At 67.2% G+C, this 22,357-nt stretch carries 19 protein-coding genes and 1 tRNA gene; 3 read left to right on the top strand and 17 right to left on the bottom strand.

The features are described 5' to 3' along the window. From AB7O82_RS25945 to AB7O82_RS25920, 6 genes are all read right to left on the bottom strand, one after another. On the bottom strand, positions 1-1,361 hold a 1,361-nt coding region (locus AB7O82_RS25945; RefSeq protein ID WP_428546466.1), incomplete at its 3' end, for a glutamine synthetase family protein. Between the two features lie 27 nt (positions 1,362-1,388). Beyond that, positions 1,389-2,693, bottom strand: coding sequence for a TRAP transporter large permease (locus AB7O82_RS25940; protein ID WP_428546463.1), 1,305 nt, complete (start codon positions 2,691-2,693; stop codon positions 1,389-1,391). Between the two features lie 24 nt (positions 2,694-2,717). Then, entirely contained in the window at positions 2,718-3,302 is a 585-nt protein-coding gene (locus AB7O82_RS25935) for a TRAP transporter small permease subunit (RefSeq protein WP_428546460.1), read from the bottom strand. A 121-nt stretch (positions 3,303-3,423) separates the two neighbouring features. After that, on the bottom strand, positions 3,424-4,434 hold the full coding sequence (locus AB7O82_RS25930) for a TRAP transporter substrate-binding protein (RefSeq protein ID WP_428546457.1): 1,011 nt from the start codon (positions 4,432-4,434) through the stop codon (positions 3,424-3,426). Between the two features lie 43 nt (positions 4,435-4,477). After that, a complete protein-coding gene (locus AB7O82_RS25925; RefSeq protein WP_428620511.1) occupies positions 4,478-6,151 on the bottom strand; it encodes a hydantoinase B/oxoprolinase family protein in 1,674 nt (557 codons plus the stop codon). A gap of 10 nt (positions 6,152-6,161) precedes the next feature. Continuing rightward, positions 6,162-8,240: a hydantoinase/oxoprolinase family protein gene (locus tag AB7O82_RS25920; RefSeq protein WP_428546451.1), complete on the bottom strand. Its 2,079-nt coding sequence runs from the start codon at positions 8,238-8,240 to the stop codon at positions 6,162-6,164. 185 nt (positions 8,241-8,425) lie between these two features. Here AB7O82_RS25920 and AB7O82_RS25915 point away from each other — a divergent pair, with 185 nt between their 5' ends. The 3 genes from AB7O82_RS25915 (at position 8,426) to AB7O82_RS25905 (ending at position 12,096) form a co-directional block, all read left to right on the top strand. After that, complete coding sequence (locus AB7O82_RS25915; protein WP_428546448.1) at positions 8,426-9,619, top strand: cyclic nucleotide-gated ion channel; 1,194 nt, start codon at positions 8,426-8,428, stop codon at positions 9,617-9,619. Between the two features lie 100 nt (positions 9,620-9,719). After that, positions 9,720-11,126, top strand: a complete 1,407-nt coding sequence (locus AB7O82_RS25910; RefSeq protein ID WP_428546445.1) for a mannose-1-phosphate guanylyltransferase/mannose-6-phosphate isomerase — start codon at positions 9,720-9,722, stop codon at positions 11,124-11,126. Positions 11,127-11,133: 7 nt separating this feature from the next. Beyond that, entirely contained in the window at positions 11,134-12,096 is a 963-nt protein-coding gene (locus AB7O82_RS25905; protein WP_428620510.1) for a dimethylarginine dimethylaminohydrolase family protein, read from the top strand. Positions 12,097-12,149: 53 nt separating this feature from the next. On the opposite strand, the gene AB7O82_RS25900 is transcribed toward AB7O82_RS25905, so the two are convergent. The 11 genes from AB7O82_RS25900 to AB7O82_RS25850 form a co-directional block, all read right to left on the bottom strand. Continuing rightward, positions 12,150-13,448 carry a glycosyltransferase gene (locus AB7O82_RS25900; RefSeq protein WP_428546439.1) on the bottom strand — a complete coding sequence of 433 codons (1,299 nt, stop codon included), beginning with the start codon at positions 13,446-13,448 and terminating at the stop codon, positions 12,150-12,152. A gap of 5 nt (positions 13,449-13,453) precedes the next feature. Continuing rightward, a complete protein-coding gene (locus AB7O82_RS25895) occupies positions 13,454-14,695 on the bottom strand; it encodes a glycosyltransferase (RefSeq protein WP_428546436.1) in 1,242 nt (413 codons plus the stop codon). Between the two features lie 13 nt (positions 14,696-14,708). Then, positions 14,709-15,425: an ABC transporter ATP-binding protein gene (locus AB7O82_RS25890; protein ID WP_428546433.1), complete on the bottom strand. Its 717-nt coding sequence runs from the start codon at positions 15,423-15,425 to the stop codon at positions 14,709-14,711. Positions 15,426-15,427: 2 nt separating this feature from the next. Then, complete coding sequence (locus AB7O82_RS25885; protein ID WP_428546430.1) at positions 15,428-16,708, bottom strand: hypothetical protein; 1,281 nt, start codon at positions 16,706-16,708, stop codon at positions 15,428-15,430. Beyond that, positions 16,708-17,715, bottom strand: coding sequence for an HlyD family secretion protein (locus tag AB7O82_RS25880; RefSeq protein WP_428546427.1), 1,008 nt, complete (start codon positions 17,713-17,715; stop codon positions 16,708-16,710). The genes AB7O82_RS25885 and AB7O82_RS25880 overlap by 1 nt, the downstream gene beginning before the upstream one ends. 48 nt (positions 17,716-17,763) lie before the next feature. Beyond that, entirely contained in the window at positions 17,764-18,903 is a 1,140-nt protein-coding gene (locus tag AB7O82_RS25875) for a polysaccharide biosynthesis/export family protein (RefSeq protein ID WP_428546424.1), read from the bottom strand. Positions 18,904-18,986: 83 nt separating this feature from the next. Beyond that, a complete protein-coding gene (locus AB7O82_RS25870; protein WP_428546421.1) occupies positions 18,987-19,352 on the bottom strand; it encodes an STAS domain-containing protein in 366 nt (121 codons plus the stop codon). Between the two features lie 11 nt (positions 19,353-19,363). After that, positions 19,364-20,506, bottom strand: a complete 1,143-nt coding sequence (locus AB7O82_RS25865) for a glycosyltransferase (protein ID WP_428546418.1) — start codon at positions 20,504-20,506, stop codon at positions 19,364-19,366. Between the two features lie 18 nt (positions 20,507-20,524). Beyond that, on the bottom strand, positions 20,525-21,310 hold the full coding sequence (locus AB7O82_RS25860) for an ABC transporter ATP-binding protein (RefSeq protein ID WP_428546415.1): 786 nt from the start codon (positions 21,308-21,310) through the stop codon (positions 20,525-20,527). Then, positions 21,288-22,166, bottom strand: a complete 879-nt coding sequence (locus AB7O82_RS25855) for an ABC transporter permease (RefSeq protein ID WP_428546412.1) — start codon at positions 22,164-22,166, stop codon at positions 21,288-21,290. The genes AB7O82_RS25860 and AB7O82_RS25855 overlap by 23 nt, the downstream gene beginning before the upstream one ends. A gap of 28 nt (positions 22,167-22,194) precedes the next feature. After that, a tRNA-Lys gene (locus AB7O82_RS25850) sits at positions 22,195-22,269 on the bottom strand. Positions 22,270-22,357 lie beyond the last annotated feature (88 nt).

The raw sequence follows: 22,357 nt of genomic DNA, 5'->3' as shown, positions 1-22,357 counted from the left end.
ATGATCTCCATGTAGCGGTCGAGCTCCCAGTCGGTGATGGCCTTGCGGAACTCCCGCTCCTCCCATTCCCGGGTCGCGGCGTAGTGGTCGACGAAGGCGTCGCCGAACAGGTCGCGTGCCGCCTTCGATGCCTTCAGGCGGCCAGCCGCTTCCATCAGGGTGCGCGGCAGTTGCGCCTTGGCCGGGTGCTTCCTCTCGTAGGAATTTCCCTTGATCGGCTCGCCAGGATCGATCTCGTGCTCGATGCCCCACAGGCCCGCACCCACGGCCGCCGCCAGCGCGAGATAGGGATTTGCGTCGGCCGCGGCGACCCGGTACTCGACGCGCGTCGACTTGGCCGATCCCGGAATGACGCGCAGCGAGGTCGTGCGATTCTCGACTCCCCAGCTCGCCGCAGTGGGCGCCCAGAAGCCCGGAATGAGCCGGCGATAGGAATTCACGTTCGACGCCACCATGCCCAGGAGCTCTGGCATCAGCGCCTGCTGGCCGCCGACGAAATGGCGCATGGTCTTGCTCATGCGGTGCGGACCGTCCGCCTCGAAGAAGGCCGAGGCGCCGTCGCGCCACAGCGACATGTGCATGTGGCCGCCGCAGCCCGGCCAGTCCTTCGACCACTTGGCCATGAAGGTGGCGAGCCAATCGCGCTTCTGCGCCAATACCTTGGTGTAGAGCTTGAACAGGGCAGCGCTGTCGGCCGCCGTGAGGCCGTCGCGCACGCGTAGCGCCGCCTCGAGCACGCCGGCACCAGTCTCGGTGTGCAGGCCCTCGATGCCCATGTCCATGGTTTCGCACATCGCCAGCAGGTCCTTGTACCAGTCGGACAGGATCGAGTTACGCAGCATCGAGTAGCCGAAGAAACCCGGCGAGATCGGCTTCAGGTTCTTGAACCCCTTCTCGCGGATCGAGAAGGCGGTCTCGGCGAAGACGAAGAACTCGTACTCGAAGCCGACCTTGACCTCGAAGCCCATCCTGGCGGCGCGATCCAGGACACGGCGCAGCACGCCGCGCGGGCACAGCGCCTCCGCGCCGTCAACGAACTCGCAGAGGAACAGGAGATTGCCGGGCTCGGTCGCGATCTCGCGACAGGTCTCCGGCAGGATGCGCACGGTGGCGTCGGGATAGGCGGTATGCCAGCCCGTATAGGTGACGTTGTCGTAGAGCTGGTCGTTGGCATCCCAGCCCAGCACGACGTCGCAGAAGCCCATGCCGCCGTCGAGCGCCGAGCGGAACTTGTCGATGTGCAGATACTTGCCGCGCAGGATGCCATCGACATCGTGCACGCCCACCTTGACGTGAGTGAGCCCGCGTTCCTCGACGATCCGAAGGGCATCGGCCGCGGTCTTGACTTGGCGCGCTTCCATTGGCTCCCCCTGCTGACGGAGACCAGACTAGCTGCTCAAGTATCGCGGAAGCCAGAGGGCAATGTCGGGCACCAGCGCGAGAACCAGGGTGAAAGCGACCATGATCACCAGGTACGGCAGCGTCACACGGGCGATGTAGCCCAGCCCGTCCTCGGTCAGGCCCTGGATGACGAACAGGTTGAAGCCGACCGGCGGCGTGATCTGCGCCATTTCGACCACCAGCACCAGGAAGATGCCGAACCAGATCGGATCGAAGCCCGCCGCCTTGACGATCGGCATGACGATCGGCAGCGTCATCACGAGCATGCTGAAGCCGTCGAGGAAGCAGCCGAGGATCAGGTAGAACACGATCAGGGCCGCGATCAGCATGAAGGGCGACAGCCCGAGGCTGGTGACGAACGCGGCCACGGCCGCCGGAATGCCGAGAAAGGCCGCCGCACTTCCAAGGATCGAGGCGCCGAGCACGATCAGGGCGATCATCGAGCAGGTCTGCACCGCGCCGATGGCGATCGCCTGCAGCGCCGGCCAAGTGAGGCCGCCTTGCACGCGGGCGACGATCAGGGCGCCGAGAACGCCGACGCCCGCCGCCTCGGACGGGGTGGCGAGCCCGCCATAGATCGAGCCCAGCACGCACAGGATGAGAAAGACCACGGGGCCCAGCTCCCCGGCCGAGGCGAAAAACTCCGCCATCGATGCGATCCGCACCTTGCGTTCGGCATCCGGCACCAGGGTCGGCCGCAGCACGGTGTGGATCATGATCCAGGCCATGAAGCTGCCGGCCAGGAGAAACCCCGGAACGAAGCCTGCGGTGAACAGCTTGGCGATCGAGACGTCGCCCAGCACGCCATAGATGATCAAAATGTTGGAGGGCGGGATCAGGAAGCCCAGCGTGCCGGCGCCCGCCAGCGAGCCGATGGCCACGTCCTTGGAATAGCCTCGCTTCAGCAGCTCGGCGAGCGAGATGCGGCCGACCACCTGGGTCGTCGCCGCCGAGGAACCGGAGATCGCGGCAAAGATCGAGCAGCCGATCACGTTGACGTGCAGCAACCGGCCGGGCAGCAGCGCCGCCCACGGCGACAGCCCGCGGAACAGCGATTGCGACAGCCGGGTGCGAAACAGGATCTCGCCCATCAGGATGAACATCGGCAGGGCGATCAGCTCCTGCGTGGTCAGGACGTTCCAGGCGTACTGCGCCAGCAGCTTGTCGAGCGGGATGTCGCGAAACAGGGCAAGCAGGATCGTGCCGGTGACGGCCAGGGTCCAGCCAATCCACAGGCCGCCCGCCAGGAAGGCGAACAGCACCACGAACATGGTGACGACGATGATCAGCATGCGGCCGCGACTTCCCGTCCCGGGTTATTCGGCGACGCCGCCGGCGCGCATGCTGAGATCCTCCAGCGGCAGACCGAGGGCAGCCTGCAGGAAGCGGGCGACGAACTGGATCATCAGCAGGATGATGCCGAAGGTCACGACGACCTGCGGGATCCAGAGCAGCGTTCCGCTCGATATCGACGTCTGGCCAGCGTCGAAGCTGCGCCAGGTGAAGTAGGCCATCGACCACGCGAGATAGCCGCAGAAGCAGACTCCGAGCGCGCCCAGAACGGCCTCCATCCAGCGACGGATCGCCGGTGAAACCCGACCGATCACCAGTGTGACCCGGATGTGCCCGCCGGCGCGCAAGGTCATGGCGGCACCGAAGGTGAAGGTCGCCGCCATCAGGTACGAGCCGTATTCCCACGCGACGGGAATGTCTGCGGGAAACGCCGGAATGACGTTGGACAGGGCTCGCACCGCTACTTCCGCGATCATGAGGCCGGTCAGAGTCACGAGACAGCCGGCACCGAGCCACCCGTCGAGGCGGCTCAGCCTGTCAATGCCATCGAGCAGCGGACGCAGCGGCGGCGGTGCTGCGGCGTTCGGGTTGGCAGAAGAGGGCTTCATGCCCTTGCGGACCGCGGGCGTCTCGCTCGCTCATAAATCATGAGCGAGCGAGACGATTCGGCAGGCTCTGCGCAGGCTGCCCGCGGTCCGGCAGAGGCGGCGCTCGCTGCGCCTTGCCCCATCATGCGCGTTTCATCTCGACGAGATAGGCCTTGATGGGCTTCTCCGATGCCGGGACGCGCTTCATGAAGTCGGCCAGCATGTTGGCGGTGCGCTTGCGCAGCCCGTCCATCATCGCGGCCGGCGGCACCACCAGCTGCATGCCGCCTTCGGTCAGACGCTTGGCGCTGTTCTTGTCGGCCTCCAGCGACGACGCCCAGAACTCCGGCTCGAGCTTGCGCGCGAGATCGACCATCGCCTTCTGGTTGGCCGGGCCGATCTTTTTCCAGGTGTCGTTGTTGATGGTCACGATCTGGCTCGACCATTGATGATTCGTCGCATGGAAGAACTTCAGAAACTCCCAGAACTTGCCGTCGACGCCCGACACTGCCGAGGTCGACACGCCGGCCACCGCGCCCGACGACAGGGCGGCGATGGTCTCGCCCCACGGGATGAGGGCGGGCGCCATGCCGATGGCGCTGCACATGTCCTGGGAATTCTTGTCGGGCACGCGGATCTTGACGTTCTTCAGCCCGTCGACCGTCTCGGCCTTGACCTTGAGATGCAGATACTGAGTCGGCCATGGCACGGTGTAGAGGATCGTCTGATTGTTCTTGAGCGCGATCTTCTCGAACTCCGGCCTGATGTGCTTGTGCAGCACCTTGAGCTCGTCGCTGTTGCCGACCAGGAAGGGAATGCCCTCGATGCCGAACATCGGCTCGTCGCCGACCTGCTGGATGTTGAGGATGTCGGCCATCGGCACCAGCCCGTCGCGTACCGCGCGCAGCTGCTCGGGCCCCTTGAAGCCCAGCTGACCGCCCGACTTCACCTCGATGTCGACGGCGCCCGAGGTCGCCTTCTTCACCTCCTCGGCAAACCGCTTGCAGTTGATCGTGTGAAAATTGCCGTCCGGCCACACCGTCGACAGCGGCAGCTTCAACGGCGCCTGCGCCTGCACGATCGCCGGCGCCGTGACCGCCAGCACACCCGCTCCCACGCCGACCTTCAAGGCCTCTCTACGTCCCAGTTTCATGATGGCCCCTCCTTCGTTTTTGACAGCTTCCCCGATTTCCAAGCTACTCCGCCGCCTGCCGCGACGCATACGCGTAGATCTCCTCGGCAGTCTCCCGTGAGATCAGGCCGTCGGCGAGATCGGCCGCCACCTGCGCGCGGTCTCGCTCGGCCGGCTGGCCGATGCCGGCGCCGCCCGGCGTCATGACCACCAGCCGGTCGCCCGGCGGGATCAGCTGGAATCCCTTGCCCTTGAGTGTCCGGCCGGACTTCAGTGCAACGAAACCCGCTTCACCGTCGTGGCCGCCGTCGCGGCCGCGCGGCGGATGGTCGATGCGATCGAACGCCGCCAGGAGGTCGAACGGCTCGTCGATGCCGCTCTCGATCTCCATGACCTGGCCGAGCCCGCCGCGAGTGCGGCCGGCGCCGCCCGAATCGGGGCGAAACTCCTTGCGCCAGAAGATGAGCGGCGTCTGCGTCTCGGCGATCTCGACTGGCGTGCCGCGAACGCCGCTGGGGTAGGCGGTCGCCGACAGTCCATCCTTGTCGGCGCGCGCGCCGGTGCCACCGTTCGAGGTGATGGCCATGCCGAAGCCGTAGTTGCCGCCCTCGCCGCCCTTCACGCGGCCTCGCACGTTGATGTTCCACAGGCACGACGTGCCTTCCGCCGGCACGCGTTCGGGCACGACCTGGCGCAGGCAACCGAAGATCACGTCGGGCAGCATCTGGCCGATGACATGGCGCGAGGCGACGGCGCTGGGCTTGGGCGCATTGAGGATCGTGTCGGCCGGCGCGGACACGGTGAGCGGATCGAGCGAGCCGGCATTGTTGGGGATGTGCGTGGAGACCACGCAGCCCAGGCCGAACACGGTGTACGCCGTCGTGTAGGCATGCGGCACGTTGATGCCGCGCCCGGAGACGGCCGAGGTGCCCGTGTAGTCGACATGGATGCCGCCGTCCCAGATCGTGAGCGACGCCTTGAGTGTCACCGGCTCGTCGTAGCCATCGACTGTCATGACGTTGTGCCACGTGCCCTTGGGCAGCCTCGCGATCTCGGCCATCACGGCTTCGCGCGAGCGGGCGATGATGTGCTCGCCCAGCGCGTCGAGCGTATCGATGCCGAACTCGTCCATCATCTCGACCAGGCGGCGCGCGCCGACGTCGTTGCAGGCGGCCAGCGAGTAGACGTCGCCCTCAGTGTCGACCGGCAGGCGCGTGTTGGCGCGGATCATCGACATCAGGGTCTCGTTGACCCGCCCCTGGTCGATCAGCTTCAGCATCGGGATGTAGAGCCCCTCCATGAACACGTCGGTCGCGTCGGGCCCGAAGCCGATACCGCCGATATCCATGAGATGGCTGGTGCAGGAGAACAGCGCCACCAGCCGGCCGTCGCGGAAGGCAGGCGTGGTGATGACGAAATCGTTGAGATGGCCGGTGCCCATCCAAGGGTCGTTGGTGATGTAGGCGTCGCCGGGCTTCATGCTCTCGACCGGGAAATGGCGCAGGAAGTGCTTCACCGACTCGGCCATCGAGTTGACGTGGCCGGGCGTGCCGGTGACCGCCTGCGCCAGCATGCGGCCCTTGAGATCGAATACGCCGGCCGAGAGATCGCCGCATTCGCGCACGATCGGGCTGAAGGCGGTGCGCATCAGCGTCTGCGCCTGCTCCTCGACCACGGCTATCAGCCGGTTCCACATGATCTGCAAGTCGATCAGGCTGGCGCTGTTGGACAGGCTCATCGGTTGCTCCTCAGGAGTCCTTGCGATCCATGACGATACAGCCGGACGCATCGATGTGCGCTGCAAAATTGGGCGAAACCCAGGTCGAGGTCTCGTCTTCGGCAACGATTGCCGGGCCCGGGAAGGCGCTGCCAGGCGGCAGCCTGTCGCGGCGATAGATCGGCACCTCGACGGTGCGGCCACTGCGCCCGTCGAACACGGGACGCCGGCCGACCGGTTGAGGCTGCGGCGCCTCGGGCCTGGCGGTCTGCACGTCAGGCAACCGGGTCTCCGTCGACACCTGCACCGACCAACTCAGGATCTCGATCGCGGCATTGGGAATATGGCGCTCGAACAGGACGGCGTAGTCGCGCTCGTAGGCCTCTCGCAGCGCCACGGCGTCCGCAGCCTCGAACCGGCGCTGCGGCAGCGGCACGGTGATCTCGTGGCCCTGCCCGACATAGCGCATGAAGGCCATGCGCCGCTCGAAGGTCGGCGTGCCACGCGCCCCGGGTGCCACCAGGCCCGTCGCCTCGGCGCTCATCTCGTCCAGGAGGTCGCTCGCCGCGGTCGGGTCGAACGCGTCGAGGCGCATGTAGCGGCTACGCACCAGCTCGTAGGATACCGGCGCGGCCAGGAACCCGACCGCAGAGCCCACTCCGGCATTGGGCGGCACGATCACGCGGCGCACGCCGATCTTCTCCGCCACCCGGGCGGCATGCAGCGGGGCGCCGCCGCCGAAGGCGATCAGATTGTACTGGCCGACGGCAGCGCCGCGCTCGACGGCATGCACGCGCGCCGCGCTCGCCATGTTCTCCGATACCATCTCGTAGACGGCATAGGCCGCCATCTCGGTCGACAGGTCGAGACCGGCCGCGACCTCGCGGTCCAGCGCGCCGCGCGCCGCGTCGAGATCGAGGGCAATGCTGCCGCCGGCAAAGTGTTCGGGATCGATGGTGCCCAGCACGACATTGGCGTCGGTCACCGCCGGACGGGCGCCGCCACGGCCATAGCAGGCCGGCCCCGGCTCGGCGCCGGCGCTCTCCGGCCCCACCGTCACCCGTTTCAGGGCGTCCAACCGGGCGATGGAGCCGCCGCCGGCGCCAATCTCGACCATTTCGATCACCGGGATGCGCACCGGCAGGCCCGATCCCTTCAGGAAGCGCGCCGCGCGATCGACCTCGAACAGGCGCGCGGAATGCGGCTTGTAGTCGTCGATCAGGCAGATCTTGGCCGTGGTGCCGCCCATGTCGTAGCTCAGCGCCCGCGTCTCGCCGGCGCGGGCGGCGATCTGGACGGCGAAGATCGCGCCGCCGGCCGGTCCCGATTCAACCAGGCGCACGGGATAGCGGCGAGCCGTGTCGATGGCGGTAAGACCACCGCCCGACGTCACCAGGTAGATGGTCCCGCCGAAGCCCTCGACCGTCAGGGCGGCCTGCATCCGCGCGAGATACGAGTCCATCAGCGGCTGGACGTAGGCGTTGGCGACGGCGGTCGAGGTGCGCTCGTACTCGCGCACCTCGGGGCAGACCTCGCTCGACAGGGTCACCCACAGGTCGGGCAGCTCGGCCTTCAGGATCTCGCGCACACGGCGCTCGTGCGAGGGATTGATGTAGGCGTGCATGAAGGCGACGGCGAGGCTCTCGATGCCCTCCGCCCTGAGCCGGCCCGCGATCGCCCGGACGCCGTCCTCGTCGAGCGCCAGGCGCACCCGGCCGTGCACGTCGACGCGCTCGGCCACCGTGAAGCGCAGCGCCCGCGGCACCAGCGGCCTGGGCTTCTCGATGGTAAGGTCGTACTGATCGTAGCGGCTCTCGTTGGCGATATCGAGAATGTCGCGAAAGCCTTCGGTCGCCAGCAGGGCGGTGCGCGCGCCGCGGCGCTCGATGATGGCGTTGGTGGCGAGGGTCGTGCCATGGACCAGCACGGCGACGTCGTCGAAGCCTCGCCCCTCATCGGCCAGGATCAGCCGCACCCCCTCCAGAACCGCCTGCTCGGGTCGCTGCGGCGTCGTCAACACCTTGCGGGTCAGGCGCCTTTCGCCTTGCTCCAGAACGACATCCGTGAACGTGCCGCCGATGTCGACGGCAATCCGCAAATCGCTTGCCACCTTTGCTCCACACCCTGACCCGAAATTGTCCTGGCTGGCAGCCCGCCGCTCCAGCGGCGCCTCTTCGCTTGTCCCAAACGAAGGATGCACCATGGGAGCGGCGCGCTCCCAGCCATGAGCGCGACCCTAATATCCCTGACGGCCCTGCGTTGCAATTCGCGGGCCAGCCCGCCTATGGTCGCCTTGTGACCGACGAGGCCCCAACCCTGCGCAAGCAGGTCTATACCGTGCTGCGCTACTCCGACCCCAGCCCGGCCGGCCGGCATTGGCGGGCCCTGCATCTTTTAGCGCTCGTCGTCGGCCTCATGGCCGTCGTCATGCTTTCGGTCGACCAGCTGGAGACGATCCCCCAGACGATCCTTCGCTGGACGATCTGGGCCGTCTCCGTCATCTTCTTCGCGGAGTATCTGGTTCGCATCTGGGCGGCCCCAGAGACACCGCGCTTCGATCACCATGCGCCCCTGTTGGCCCGCCTCAACTGGATGGGTTCCATCGAGGGCCTGATCGGCCTGCTGGCGGTCGTGCCGGCGATCATGCTGGCCGGCAGCTACGCCATCAGCGGCACCGACGCCGCTTCGGTGTTCTGCATCTTGTGGATCCTGAAGCTCGGCCTGCATGCCCCGGCGTTCAGCACGCTGGCGCGGGTCATCTCCAATGAACGGGCACCGATCGCCAGCATCCTGATCCTGTTCGTCATCCTGTTGATGCTGGCGGCGACTGCCGCCCACCTATTCGAGCGCGACAAGCAGCCGGAGCAGTTTGGCTCGCTGCCCAATGCAATGTGGTGGGCGGTCGTCACCCTCACGACCACCGGCTACGGCGACGTCGTTCCGCTGACCACGGGCGGCCGCATCATGGGCTCGCTGCTGATGATCTCGGGCATCACCGTGCTGGCGCTGATGACCGGCGTGCTCGCGACCGGCTTTGCCCAGGAAGAGCGCCGGCGCGAGTACCTTCGCGTCTGGGAGCAGGTGGCGCGCGTGCCGATCTTCGCCGCCCTGGGCGTCGTCACCCTGTCGGAGATCGTCGGCAAGCTGCGCACGCGCTACTACCCGGCGCGCGTGACCGTCGTGCGGCGCGGCGACCCCGGCGATTCCATGTTCTTCATCTCGAGCGGCGAGGTCGAGGTCCGTCTGCCGACCGGCGGCTCGGTCGCGCTGACCGATGGCGCGTTCTTCGGCGAGATGGCCCTGCTCGAGCGCCAGCCCCGTTCGGCCTCCGTGGCGACGACCAGGCCCACCACCCTGCTGGTGCTCTACGCCAGCGACTTCTACGAGATCGCCTCCCACATCCCCGCCCTCGCCGAGGCGGTCGAGGTCGAGGCACGACGGCGGCGCGAAGAAAACCTCGGACGGCAGGCAGCCGCGACCAGGCGATGACGGCGTTGCCCGGACCAGGGCAGCGCCATTGGCCGGCCACCGGCCTTCGGCTATATCGCCGGCCGTAGAGGCTTGAAATCCTGATCGAGAAAGCTGACGAATGCCCCTCATCACGCCCGTCATCCTGGTCGGAGGCTCCGGCAAGCGGCTGTGGCCGCTGTCACGCGAAAGCATGCCCAAGCAGTTCGTGCCGCTGCTCGGCAAGCAATCGACCTTTCACCAGACCCTGCTCCGCGTGGCCGACCGCAGCCTGTTCGCCAAGCCGGTGATCGCGACCAACGAGTCCTATCGCTTCATGGCCGAACAGCAGGCCAAGGAAATCGGCATGGAGATCGACGTCGTGGTCGAGCCGCAGCGGCGCGATTCAGGGCCGGCCATGGCGGCGGCGGCAGCCTATGCCCGCACGCTGGGTGCGGAAGCCGTGCTGGCCATGGCATCCGACCACATGGTGATCGGCGTCGAGGAATTCCGTGCCGCCTGCCGCGACAGCCTGCCCGCGGTGGCCCAGGGCGGCATCGTCACCTTCGGCATTCCGCCCACAGAGCCCAAGACCGACTACGGCTACATCCGGCCCGGCGGCGAGCATCTCGGCGCCGCCCAGAAGGTCACGGCCTTCGTCGAGAAGCCCAACGCCCAGACGGCGCTGCGCTACATCCAGGAGGGGCTGATGTGGAACGCCAGCTACTTCCTGTTCGCGCCCGACGTGCTGTTGTCGGAATTGGCCCGCTTCGAGCCGGCGATGGCTGCGGCCGCCGAGGAGGCCGTCGCCAAGGCGCGCAAGGTGGGCTCGACCGTGTTCCTCGACGCCGACGCCTTCAACAAGGCGCCAGCCAAGTCGATCGACTACGCCGTCATGGAACGCACCGACAAATGCTGGGTGGTGCCAGCCAGGTTCCGCTGGTCCGACCTCGGCACGTGGGACGCGCTGCTCGATGTCGGCGAGGCCGACAGCGCCGGCAACGTCGTCGAGGGTCCGGTCGAGATCGACCATGTGCGCAACTCCTATGTCCGGTCGGACGGGCCGCTGACTGCCGTGATCGGCGTCGAGGAGGTCGTGGTGGTGGCGATGAACGACGCCGTGCTGGTCGGCCATCGCGCCAACCTGCCGCGGTTGAAGGACGTCGTGCAGCGCATGTCGGACGGCAACCACAAGGCCGCTACCGAGCATGCGGTGATGCACCGCCCGTGGGGCAGCTACCAGGACATCGACCGCGGCGAGCGCTTCCGTGCCAAGCGCATGACGGTCAACACCAAGGGCAAGCTCAGCCTGCAGAGCCACAAGCATCGCGCCGAGCACTGGGTGGTGGTCAAGGGCGTGGCCGAGGTCGTGCTCGACGGCAAGATCATGACGCTGCACGAGAACGAGTCGGTCTACATCCCCAAGGGCAGCGTGCACCGCCTCAGCAATCCCGGCAGCGAGCCGCTAGAGGTCGTCGAGGTCCAGACCGGCGACTACCTCGAGGAGGACGACATCACCCGCTACGAGGACATTTACGCTCGCGTGTAGGTGGGCGATGTCATTCGGCGTCCACCACGAGTGGGGCAAGCTGCGTGAGGTCGTCATCGGCATCGCGCCGGTCGAGGACGTCGTCCTCTTCCATGAGCAGTCGGCGCGCTGGATGTCGCCGGACCTGGCCGAACTGGCGCGGCACAACGCCGGCCGCCGCCTGATCGATGTCGACGCCGACTGGGCGCGGCGCTGCGAGCGCCAGATGGATGCGCTGGCCGAACTGTTGGTGCGCGAGGGCGTGACCGTGCATCGGCCGCAGCGCCTGTCGGGTGTCGAGCGCACGTTTCTCGCGCCCAACGGCGAAGGCGACCAGCTCTTCCCTCGCGACCCCATGATCGTCGTCAGCGAGCACGTGATCGACGCCTCGCTCCGCCTGCTGTGCCGGCAGCGCGAACGCTACGGGCTGCGGCCCATAGTCCAGCGCGCCGTGCAGCAGATGGGCGCGCGCTGGTCGAGCGTGCCGCTGGGCTCGCCGGGCTGCGTCGACGGCCCGTTTCTCGAGGGCGGCGATGTGCTGCTCAATGGCCGGGAAGTCTATGTTGGCATGTCCGGCTGCGCCTCCGACCTGGCTGGTGCCGACTGGCTGAAGGCACTGCTCGGCAGGACCTACCGCGTGATCCCGGTGGCCATGAGGTCTAACGTCCTCCACCTCGATTGCTGCCTGGCGCTGGTCAGGCCCGGCCTGCTGATCCATTGCCCCGAGAAGCTCATAGACGGGTTGCCCAGGGCGTTGCGCGACTGGGACAAGATCGTCGTGTCGGTCGACGAGGCCGACCGCCTCGCCACCAACGGCCTGATGCTCGAGGAAGGCCGCATGATCGTCGACGACGGCAACGGCCGCGTGATCGACGAGTTGCGCCGGCGCAAGATCGAGGTCATCCCGCTGCCTTTCGACGGGCCGATCGGGCTGGGCGGCGGCCTGCGCTGCGCCCACCACCCGCTGCTGCGCGAGAGCGCACTCGAATAGGGCGACGTCTTCACACTCTCCTCCCCAGCGAGGCTGGGGAGGAGAAGAGATTCCTACGCGCCGCGCTTGGGCGTGCGGTCGAACACGATCGGCTTCGGCCGGTTCACTGCCTTGACCAAGTGGACGCCGAGCGAGCGGGTGAGCATCGCGATCTGGCCGCCGACGTAGCGCAGCAGCACCAGCGCGAAGTGGCCGGGCGACATCGCGCCGCCGCGGATGAAATTGTGGCCGGCGCGCAAGAAGGTCGTGGCGCAGAACAGCACCCAGGCGAACGTCACGAGGAACAGCGTCAGCAGCCACGGGATCAGCGATGGCGCGAGCAGCGCCGCCACCAGGCCCGACACGAGACCGACCAGCAGCGCCAGCTGGTTCAACGACATGCAGAGATGCAGCAGCGCCGCCGCCTTGGCCCACGGCGTGATGTCGCGGCTCCGCAGGATGGCCGGCACCATGCGCAGCGAGACGTGGCGGAACCCGTCCTGCCAGCGCTGCTGCTGGCGCAGCCAGGTCTTACGGTCGGCCGGCAGCTCGCCCGGCACTGGCACGCTGGTCAGGAAAAGGGCGCGCCAGCCCTTGACCCAGCCGCGGTAGGTGAGATCGAGGTCCTCGGTGACCGTGTCGCCCTTCCAGCCGCCGCCGGCCTCGATGGCGGCGCGCTGCCAGATGCCGCAGGTGCCGTTGAACGGCAGCGGATGGCCGGCCCAGCAGCGCGTCGCCTGTTCGATGCCGAGATGGGCGTCGAGCGTCACCATCTGCATCTCGGTCAGCGCATTCTCGTGCGGATTGAGGAAATCGAAGCGCGCCTGAACGAAGGCCGTCGCCGGCTCGGCGAAGAACGGCCGCATGCAGGTGCGCAGGAAGTCGCGCGACGGCACGTAGTCGACGTCGAAGATGGCGAAGTAGTCGTACGGCGTCTGCTGCATCGCCTCGTGCAGCGCGCCGCCCTTGTAGCCGCTGCGATCGGTACGCTGCAGGGCGACCGCGTCGACGCCCTTCTCTCTCAGCTCGGCGACAACCGTGCGGGCGAGCTCGGCGGTCTCGTCGGTGCTGTCGTCGAGCACCTGGATGTGCAGCTTGTCACGTGGCCAGTCGAGCCCGGCGGCCGCTTCGATGCCCCGGCGCAGCACCGCGCCTTCGTTGAACGACGGGATCTGCACCACGACATGCGGCAGCTCGGCGTCCGGCGGCAGCGGCGTCGCGAGCAGCGCGCGCTCGCGGGCGAGCCCGCGTGACTTCAGCCAATGATGCAGCACCACCATGTAGAGCAGGCTGCCGACGAAGGCGGCGAGCAGGACGCAGCAGACGGCGAAGACCGCGGCCAGGACTAGTGCGAGCGTGCCAAGCAGAGCCATCGGCGTCAGATCCCCGTCTTGGGCGTGCGCTTGAACTCGGTCTTGCGACCGAAGCCCGCCGCGACAATGGCGCCGGCGTTGGTCGCGGCGAGATACACGATCAGCCCCGGCACGCTCGCGGCGGTGACGAGGTACTGCACGAGACCGCCCCGCCGCAGTCGCCGGTAGGCGCCCCAGGTCATGCCAAACAGCACCGCCAGCAGGGTGACCAACCACAGCCAAAGCAGGAGTCGGAAGAAGCCCACAAGGTGCCCGTGGCCGATGATCGACAGGATGAGGGCGACGATGCCGACGACCAGGACGGGAAAGATGAGCTGCTGGGCAAGCGCAATCGTCGTGGTGAGCTTGGCTTCGCCGGACAGGCCGGAGCTCCAGATCGGGCCAAGCAGCTTCCTCGCCACCTGGACGAAGCCCTTCGACCAGCGACTCTGCTGGTGGGAATAGCTGTCGAGCCGCTCCGGCAACTCGCCGACGACGTGCGGCTCCATCAGGAACACGCCATGCCAGCCGGCAAGCGAGGTCCGCAGGACGAGGTCGAGATCCTCCGACAGGGTATCGTGCGACCAGCCACCCGCCTCCTCGACCGCGGCGCGCCGCCAGATACCGCCCGTGCCATTGAACTGGAATGGCACGCCGCGCCGCGCCCGCACGTCCTGCTCGACGGCGAAGTGGGCGTCCTGCATCAGCCGCTGGGCGCGGGTCAGCCAGGTGCGTGCGCCGTTACCCCATTCGATTCGCGTCTGGACGAAGGCCGCCCTGGGATCGGCGAGCAAGGCCGCCATGGCGCCGCGCAACCAGCCGGGCGGCGGCACGAAGTCGGCATCGAACACCGCCACGTAAGGTGCATCCGAACGGGCAAGGCCGGCCGCCAGGGCGCCCGCCTTGAAACCGCTGCGATCGGTCCGTCGGATATGCTCGATGGAGACGCCCTCGCTCTCCAGCCGGCGCACCGCATGGACGGCGATGTCGGAGGTGATGTCGGTGCTGTCGTCGAGCAGTTGGATCGACAGCTTCTCACGCGGCCAGTCGAGAGCGGCGGCGGCGACCAGCGCCCGCTCGACCACGCTGGCCTCGTTGAAGACCGGGATCTGCACCAGCACGTGCGGCAGATCGGCCGGCAGATCCCGAGCGTCCGGCTCGGCCGCCGGCTGCTCGAACAGCCAGTAGACCAGGTAGAGGAAGTAGCCCGCGATGGCGAACTGGGCCAGGAAGGCCAGCAGCACCACGAGATCCACAATCAGCAACACGGCTGCCCGCCGCTTAGTGGTAGTGGATCGGCACTTCGAAGCAGCGGCCGTCCTCGATGTGGAGGCGGCGCGAGGCCACGTCGAAGATACGCTCGTCGTGCGTCGACAGCACGACCGCGCACTTGGCGCGCATGGCGAGATCCTTCAGTTGATCGACGACCAGGCGTCCGGCGACGCGATCGAGGGCCGAGGTCGGCTCGTCGGCAATGATCAGGTCGGGCAAGCCGATCATGACGCGGGCGATGGCGACGCGCTGCTGCTGGCCGCCGGACAGCTCGTCCGGCCAGGAATCGATCTTGTCGCCGAGCCCGAGCAGGCCCAGGAGATGGCGCGCCCGAGGCTCGTCCCAGTCCGGATCGGACAAGGGAGTGGTCGAAACGCCGGCGATGACGTTCTGCAGCGCCGTCAGCGACGACAGGAGGTTGCGCTTCTGGAACAGGAAGCGGATGCGGTTGCGCAGCACGTCGAGGGCGCGGCCCTGCATGCCGACGATGTCGGTGCCGAGCAGGCGAAGCTTGCCTTCGGAGGGCCGGCGCATCGTGCCCAGGATGGTGAGCAGGGTCGTCTTGCCCGAGCCGGACGGCCCGGTGACGATCAGCAGCTCGCCTTCGCGGACCTGCATGTTGATGTCGAACAGCACGTCGGTCCGCTGCGGCCCTTCCCCGTAGTGGTGGTGGACGTCGACGGTCTCGACGACGGGAGGTCCGAAATTGTCGCTGCCGGCCGACATGGTCACTCGAACAACATGATGGGATCGACCTTCCACAGGCGGCGAATCGCGAACAGGCTCGACACCACGGTCATGATCACGCAGGCGGTCAGGGCAACCACCATCTCGCGCAGGCCCATCGTCATGCCGAGATGCATGGCGGCCTCGGTGGCGCCGTAGACCATGCGCCCGAGCGTGAACGACAGCACGAAGGCCGGCGTGATGATCGCCGCGCCGATCTGGCCGATCATGAGGAGGAAGAACCACCAGCCGTACCCCAGGCTCTTCAGGATGGCGTACTCGGGCAGGTAGAAGCGGATGATCTGATACTGGGCATAATAGATGAACACCATGCCGATCATGACGCCCATCAGGAAGCCGAGATCGGTGATGTAGCCCACCGGAGTCTCGCGCGACCAGTAATTGCGCTCCCGCTTCTCGAACTCCAGCAGGGTGATCGCCTCGCCGCGGCCGGCCAGCGACCGGTTGAGCTGGGCCTGGGTCGCGATCGGGTCGAAGCCCGGCGCCAGCTTGATGGCGATGAAGGCCGGCCGGTCCGACCACCAGGCGCCGAACACCTCGGCCATGGTCTGCTCGGACATCATGACGGCGCCGTCGTTCAGCACGTTCGGCCCGACGGCGAAATTGCCGACCACGAAGAGCTGGCGCAGCAGGCCGCGATTGTCGGGCGGGCCCAGCACCGGGACCTCCTTGCCGGAATCGGCCTGCTCGGCGAGGCTGCCGAAATAGGGCCGCGATTCGCGGTCGTAGAGGATGCGACGGGTCTCGCGCAGCTTGTAGCGATTGTCCCGCAGACCCGGCACGTCGACCGCAGGGCGCTCGGGATCGATGGCGTACCACGCGATGCGGCGGGAGGTCGGCATGCCGGCATGCTGAATCGACATCACGCCGAACCAGAACGGCGCGGTATTGACCACCGCCGGGTTGGTCTCGACGATGTCGGTGACGGCGACCGGAACCTCGGTGTGGAGCTGCAGCGACTTGAAGCCGTAGGGCACCACCACGAGATCGCCGTTGACCATGCGATGGAGCCGGATCGACGATTCGTAGACCGCCCGCTCGATACCGAGCTGGGCGAAGATCACCAGCAGGCTCGCGGTGACGCCGGCCAGCGACAGGAGCGTGCTGGTGCGCTGGCGTTTGAGCTGCTGGGCACCGAGCGGCATCGCCCGCGCCGTGCGCGCAGCCTCGCGCAGCCGGGCGATCGAGAATTGCGGTCGCCAACCGAGCAGGCGCGACAGCCGCCCCCGCAGCGCCGGTACGTCAGGCAGGACGAGGGCCATCAGAGAAAGGTGACGCGGGTCTCGCGTCCCAGCACCTGCGGCATGCTGGACGGGTCGTCGATCTCGATCTCGACCTGGACGACGCGCGCATCGGTCGAGGTGCCGCCGTCGGGCTCGACGCGTTGCATGCGCTTCACGGTGGGCGCGACGCGCGCGATCGTGCCCTTGTAAATCGTCGAGCTGCCGCGGAATGTGACGTCGACCTTGCCGCCCGGCGCGACCCGGCCGATCTGCAGCTCGTCGACGTCCGCGAGGACGCGCAACTGCCGCATGTCGACGACCTTGGCGATGCCGGCGCCGCCGATTCGCTCACCCTGGCGGGCGAAGATCTGGACGATGATGCCGTCCAGGGGGGAACGCACCAGGGACTCCTCGCGCTGTGTCTTCGCCGTGTCGAGGCTCGCCTGGGCATTGGCGATGTCGAGCTCGATCATCTTGAGATCGGCGGCGAGCGACTGCTTTTGCAGGAACAGCGTGGTCTTCTGCCGCTCGAGGTTCTGCTGCGCCAGGCTGAGCTCGAGCTCCTTCTGGTCGGGTGGCTTGCTGGAGCGCTGCAGCTCGAGCGCTTTCAGCCGGTTGTCGTCGATTGTCGTCTTGATCGCCGCCTCCTGCATGGCGATCTGGGTGATGCGCGCGCCGCTCGTCATGGTCTCGCGCATCTGCTTCATCTTCTCCAGGCCGGCTTCGGCCGTGCGAACGGCGACGTCGGCGCGCGGATAGTTCGACAGCACGGCGACGATCTCGTCCTTCTTGACGGTCTGCCCGTCCTTGATGCGCAGCTCGAGCAAGGTCGAGCCGCCCGCCGGATCACCGGCGATCACGGCCGTGCCGGCCGGTGCATCGGTGTAGCCGCGGGCGATCAGCGCCGGCTGGCTGGGCTGCTGCCGTGGCGCGTCCTGTGCGCTGCTGGTCTGGCGGCTGGGCGCCATCCACATGGCCACCCCGGCCAGGACGACCACGAACACCAGCACGGTCGCCCCCCACCTGAATTTTTTCGCTCGGGCCATCGTTGAAGCCTACCAGAATTCCCCGCGCGGCGCTCGCAGGCCGCCGCTCTAGAAGGTTGTGGTGATCGGCAGGGTGCCCCGGGCAATGCCGATGATCGAGAACGTACGATAAATGGCCGTCAGGGCCTTGTCGTACTCGTACAGGGGCGCGTTCGTCACATAGATCACGTCACGCGCCTGAACCCCAAACTGCTGCGCCACAAAGATAGACACGGGCTGAAAGAGGTCCAGTCGAAAAACGCGGGCCCGGGCTGTGGGATTCGTCAGCAAATCCCCCATTCTGAACACATAAACGCCCGTTTTGTTTGCTCGCTGGTCGGCCAGGCCGCCGACATTGCCGAGCGCCTCGAGCAGGCTGAGATCGTGCTTGCTCAGCTCGACATTGCCCGATTTCTGCACCGCGCCCAGCACCGTGTAGACGCGCTGGTTGACGCGCACGACGATCTCGTCGTTCTTCTGGACCGGGATGTCGCCACCGGCCAGCAGTTCGGAGAGCTGCGACGTCAGGATGACCTGGCCCTGGCGGCGAACCACGACCTGCAATGCATTAGCCGTAGACGTAGAGCCCTGGACGCCGTTCGGCCCGCCCGCCTGGTTGATGGCGTCGACAACGCTTCGCACTCCTTCCAGCAGCGAGATGCGGCCGGGTTTCTTGACGTCACCCGACACCACCACGGTCTGGCCGCGCACGGTGTCGAACTCGACGATGACCTCCGGATCCTGCGCCTTGTTGCCGAGCTGCTGGACGATCTTGCGCTCGATCTGCGGCAGATCGAGGCCCGCCACGTGCACGGTGCCGACGAACGGAACGCTGATCGTGCCGTCCTCGGCAACGCGCTGGGTGCCGAGATCGGAGCTGCTGGTCTGGATGGTCGGAAAAATATTTCCGGCATAGCGCTCGAAGATGCGAACCTTGAGCGAATCGCCGGGTGCCACGGAGACGCGCACGCCCGCCGACAGACTGCCGGTCGTCGAGGGCCGATCGACAGGCTGTGTCCGGTAGCCCACCACCGTGGTCGGGGTCAGATCGATGACATCGAAGGGCAGCGCCTCCGTGCTCGTGCCCTGGGCGCCCCCCATCCATGGCCCGTCGCCGGGCAGAGCCGTGCACGCACTGACGCCTAGAGCCAAGCCGATAACAATGGCAATCGTTCGCGCCGCAGCGCGCAGCCAGCTCGCAGTCGTCAAATTCCGATCTCCGTCCGGAACGGACACCATATATCGGCCGGCGCCCGCGCCCATCCCATGACCTTGTATCAGCCGGCTGGTAATTAACCCGCACCACCGCGCGCGTGCAAGCGTCGGACCGGCTGGTCGACCGGCCGCCCGCTCAACCTCTGCTCGGCCTCGGCCACCGATTCCGCGACATCGAAGAGCTGCGCGAAGCCGCTGACCAGGAGACAGTCGGCGGCCGCACCGCTGAAACTGCAGAACACGATGCGGGCCTCTACCTCGGCGGCATGATGCAGGGCGATCGCCAGGACCCGCACGCCGGCCGCGCTCATGTAGGTCACGGGACTGCCGTCCACGACGACGCGCGCGCCCGGGCGCAGGGCGGCGACGAGGGACGCCTCGACGGCGGCCGACGTCTCCGAATCCACACGCTCGGGAAGGCGGACTGTTGTGATGTCGGCCATGCTGTCGGTCCTCATACGTACCGCCCGGAGGCGTCATCCCCTTCCGGCCGCCAGCCGGCGGCGAGATCGGTGCCCCGCCAGTCGATCCTGCGTCGTCCTCGCCATGCCTTGGCCAGAAGTACCGGAACGAGGGCTTCGCGCACGAGGGAGGCGGCCCAGGCCCTGGGCCCGAACGGCAGGCCATAGGCCGCCAGGAACCAGGCCTCGGCGGCGAACCAGGCCACGCTGTGCGCGAGCAGGGCCAGCGCGACGGGGGCTGGCCCCCAACCGAGGGCAGCAAGCCCCGTGGCCCCCGCAACGCCCGAGATGAACCAGCCGATCGCCGGATCGAGCAGAGCCAGAACCCTGACCTCCCACGTCAGATTGAGGCGGGTGGACGCCCAGCGGACCTGGCGGCGCCAGACGTCGGACCACCTGCGATCACCGACCGGAAGATGCGGCATCGTGTTAGCGAGCCAAGTCGTGCGCCGGCCGCGGTCGCGCATCGTCCGCACGATCGAGTAGTCGTCGGCAATGTAGTTGAGGAAAGCCTGGTGGCCACCGATTTCTTCCAGCACGTCGCGAGCGAGGACCGTCATGCCGCCCGACGCGACCGGCATGCCGAGCCGGTCGGCCGCCAGCAGGAAGCGCGCCTGATGACCATTGATGTAGGCGCATTCGAGCTCCGCCGCAAAATTCGCCGGCAACCAGCCGGCCTTGAGCCCGAGGACCAGACCCACCTTGTCGGACAATTCCGTCGCCGCGCGACGGAGGTCGTCCAGTGTCACGGCAACGCCCGCGTCGCACAGCACGACGACGGGCCGGCTTGCCGCCTCCAATCCCTTACGCACGTTGTTCATCTTCGGATTGAAGGTGTCGTCGCTGCCGACCAGGATCGGTGCGGCAGGCCACAGTGCCCGCGCCTGCCCGATTGCCTCGTCGCCCTCCCCGGCGACGCAAATCAGCACCTCCGCTCCCTGGCGCGACAGCTCCTCCAGGGCGCCGATATAGGCCGGCGCGGCGTCATGGCGTCCGGCCAGCGGCGCCACGATGCTGAAGTCGGCCGCCGCATGATGCGCCGGCGCGGCCGGGCGGCGGCGCCGCGCCAGGGCGGCGCTCAGCCACTGGACCACCATGGTGAAGGCCCACCATCCCAGTCCGATCCAGGCCAGCACAACGGCAAGCATCGGTCATCACTCGGCGGCGGAGGAGAAGCGATGGATATCGTCCTTCTCCATCGCCATCGCCCGGTGATAGGCGCGGATCACCGTGCTGGGGTCACCCTCGGCACGAATGCGGCCCTCCTCGATCCAGATCGCCCGGTTGCACAGCCGTCGGACCTCCGACGTCGAATGGGAGACGAACAACAGCGTTCCGCTCTTGCGGAAGTCGTCGATCCAGTCGAGGCACTTGCGCTGAAAGGCGGCGTCGCCCACGGCCAGCGCCTCGTCGACCACGAGGATCTCGGCGTCTACGTGAGCGCAGATGGCGAAGGCCAGCCTGGTCTTCATGCCCATCGAGTAGTGCTTGACCGGCTGCTCCATGTAATCGCCGATGCCGGCGAACTCGCAGATCGAATCGAACTTGCGCAGGACCTCGGCCCGCTTGAGCCCAAGCACGGCGCCGCCGATCATGATGTTCTCGCGCCCCGACAGCTCGGTGTCGAAGGTGGCGCCCAGCGCCAGCACCGGCGCGATGCGGCCGGTCACCCTGAGCTCGCCGTTGGTCGGCAGGGTCATGCCGCAGATCACCTGCAGCAGGGTCGACTTGCCGCAGCCGTTGCGGCCCAGGATGCCGATGCTGTCGCCGCGGTAGACGTCGAGGTCGATGTCGCGCAGCACCCAGAACGGCTTGAAGTACGACTTCCACCATCCCAGCATCACCTGCTTCAGCCAGTCGCTGCGGCGCGCATAGAGCTGGTAGGCTTTTCCGAGGTGCCGGGCGCGTACGACGACTTCAGAGGACGTCGACGATGACATTCCGATACCTGTCGTAGAACCAGTAGCCGAAGTAGAAGGTGAAGGAAGCGGTGAACAGGGCCCAGGCACAGACCAGCGGATTGGGCATCCGGCCGAGCAGCGCGATGTCGCGCGTGATCTCGACGTAGGCGGTCAGCGCATTGGCATAGATGATGAGATCGAACGGCGCCGAAAGCATGTCATGCGGGTAGAAGACCGGGGTGGCGAACATGAACAGCGGCACGACGCTGATCATCAGGTAGCCGGCATCGCGCGTGAACGCGCCGACGGCGCACAGAAACCAGGCCATGCCGACCAGGAACGCCATCAACGGCAGGAAGACCAGCGGGATGAACACGACGGTCCACGGCAGGCCGCCGGTCACCAGGATCTGGAACAACAGCATGACGCCGACGGAGATGGCGGCGTAGGCCGTCGCCCTGAGCGTGGAGATCACCGCCAGCATGTCGCTGGGGAAGATCGTCTGTTTGATGAAATGAGCGTACTCGTGCAGCAGCATCGGCGCCCGAAACGCCATCTCCGAGAAGAAATTGAAAATGACGATGCCGCTGAAGATGAACAGGGCATAGGCGACCTGCGGCCCGCCGCTGATGTCGGTGACCGGGAGCTTCATGGTCGTGCGGAAGGCGAAGGTGTAGACCGCGATGGCCAGCAACGGCGCGATCACGGCCCAGATCCAGCCGGCGGCAGAACCCTTGAAGCGGTCGCGGACCTCGCGGCGCAGGATCGCCTGGATGAGATCGTGATGATACCACATCTGGAGGAACGGCCGGACCAGGAAGCGGGTGAAGCGCTCCCCCAGTGCGAGTTGCTCGACCACGATCTGCTTGCCGTTGACGACGTTCACCGACGGCATGAGCCGCGCGTCTCCTTCCTGCCTGCGTTGGTGAGCCCGGTAGGGATCGAACCTACGACCACCTGATTAAAAGTCAGATGCTCTACCGCTGAGCTACGGGCTCGCCCCGAGGTCGCGCCGCTGGCCGGAACCCCGCGCGACGCCCGTATATGATGCGCCGGGCCGACGGTCAACGCACTCCCAGCCGGGTT

Origin of the sequence: Reyranella sp., from assembly GCF_050185545.1 — a bacterium.
GTDB lineage: Bacteria > Pseudomonadota > Alphaproteobacteria > Reyranellales > Reyranellaceae > Reyranella.
Note: the sequence above shows the minus strand (reverse complement) of the source record. Positions and strands in the feature narration are given on the sequence as shown.

What these genes read in the sequence shown, in the direction of transcription:
- AB7O82_RS25930 (WP_428546457.1), bottom strand. Translation starts at nt 4,434, where the DNA reads ATGAAACTGGGACGTAGAGAGGCCTTGAAGGTCGGCGTGGGAGCGGGT.
- AB7O82_RS25910 (WP_428546445.1), top strand. Translation starts at nt 9,720, where the DNA reads ATGCCCCTCATCACGCCCGTCATCCTGGTCGGAGGCTCCGGCAAGCGG.
- AB7O82_RS25935 (WP_428546460.1), bottom strand. Translation starts at nt 3,302, where the DNA reads ATGAAGCCCTCTTCTGCCAACCCGAACGCCGCAGCACCGCCGCCGCTG.
- AB7O82_RS25885 (WP_428546430.1), bottom strand. Translation starts at nt 16,708, where the DNA reads ATGGCCCTCGTCCTGCCTGACGTACCGGCGCTGCGGGGGCGGCTGTCG.
- AB7O82_RS25855 (WP_428546412.1), bottom strand. Translation starts at nt 22,166, where the DNA reads ATGCCGTCGGTGAACGTCGTCAACGGCAAGCAGATCGTGGTCGAGCAA.
- AB7O82_RS25890 (WP_428546433.1), bottom strand. Translation starts at nt 15,425, where the DNA reads ATGTCGGCCGGCAGCGACAATTTCGGACCTCCCGTCGTCGAGACCGTC.
- AB7O82_RS25940 (WP_428546463.1), bottom strand. Translation starts at nt 2,693, where the DNA reads ATGCTGATCATCGTCGTCACCATGTTCGTGGTGCTGTTCGCCTTCCTG.
- AB7O82_RS25860 (WP_428546415.1), bottom strand. Translation starts at nt 21,310, where the DNA reads ATGTCATCGTCGACGTCCTCTGAAGTCGTCGTACGCGCCCGGCACCTC.
- AB7O82_RS25900 (WP_428546439.1), bottom strand. Translation starts at nt 13,448, where the DNA reads ATGGCTCTGCTTGGCACGCTCGCACTAGTCCTGGCCGCGGTCTTCGCC.
- AB7O82_RS25905 (WP_428620510.1), top strand. Translation starts at nt 11,134, where the DNA reads ATGTCATTCGGCGTCCACCACGAGTGGGGCAAGCTGCGTGAGGTCGTC.
- AB7O82_RS25870 (WP_428546421.1), bottom strand. Translation starts at nt 19,352, where the DNA reads ATGGCCGACATCACAACAGTCCGCCTTCCCGAGCGTGTGGATTCGGAG.
- AB7O82_RS25925 (WP_428620511.1), bottom strand. Translation starts at nt 6,151, where the DNA reads ATGAGCCTGTCCAACAGCGCCAGCCTGATCGACTTGCAGATCATGTGG.
- AB7O82_RS25880 (WP_428546427.1), bottom strand. Translation starts at nt 17,715, where the DNA reads ATGGCCCGAGCGAAAAAATTCAGGTGGGGGGCGACCGTGCTGGTGTTC.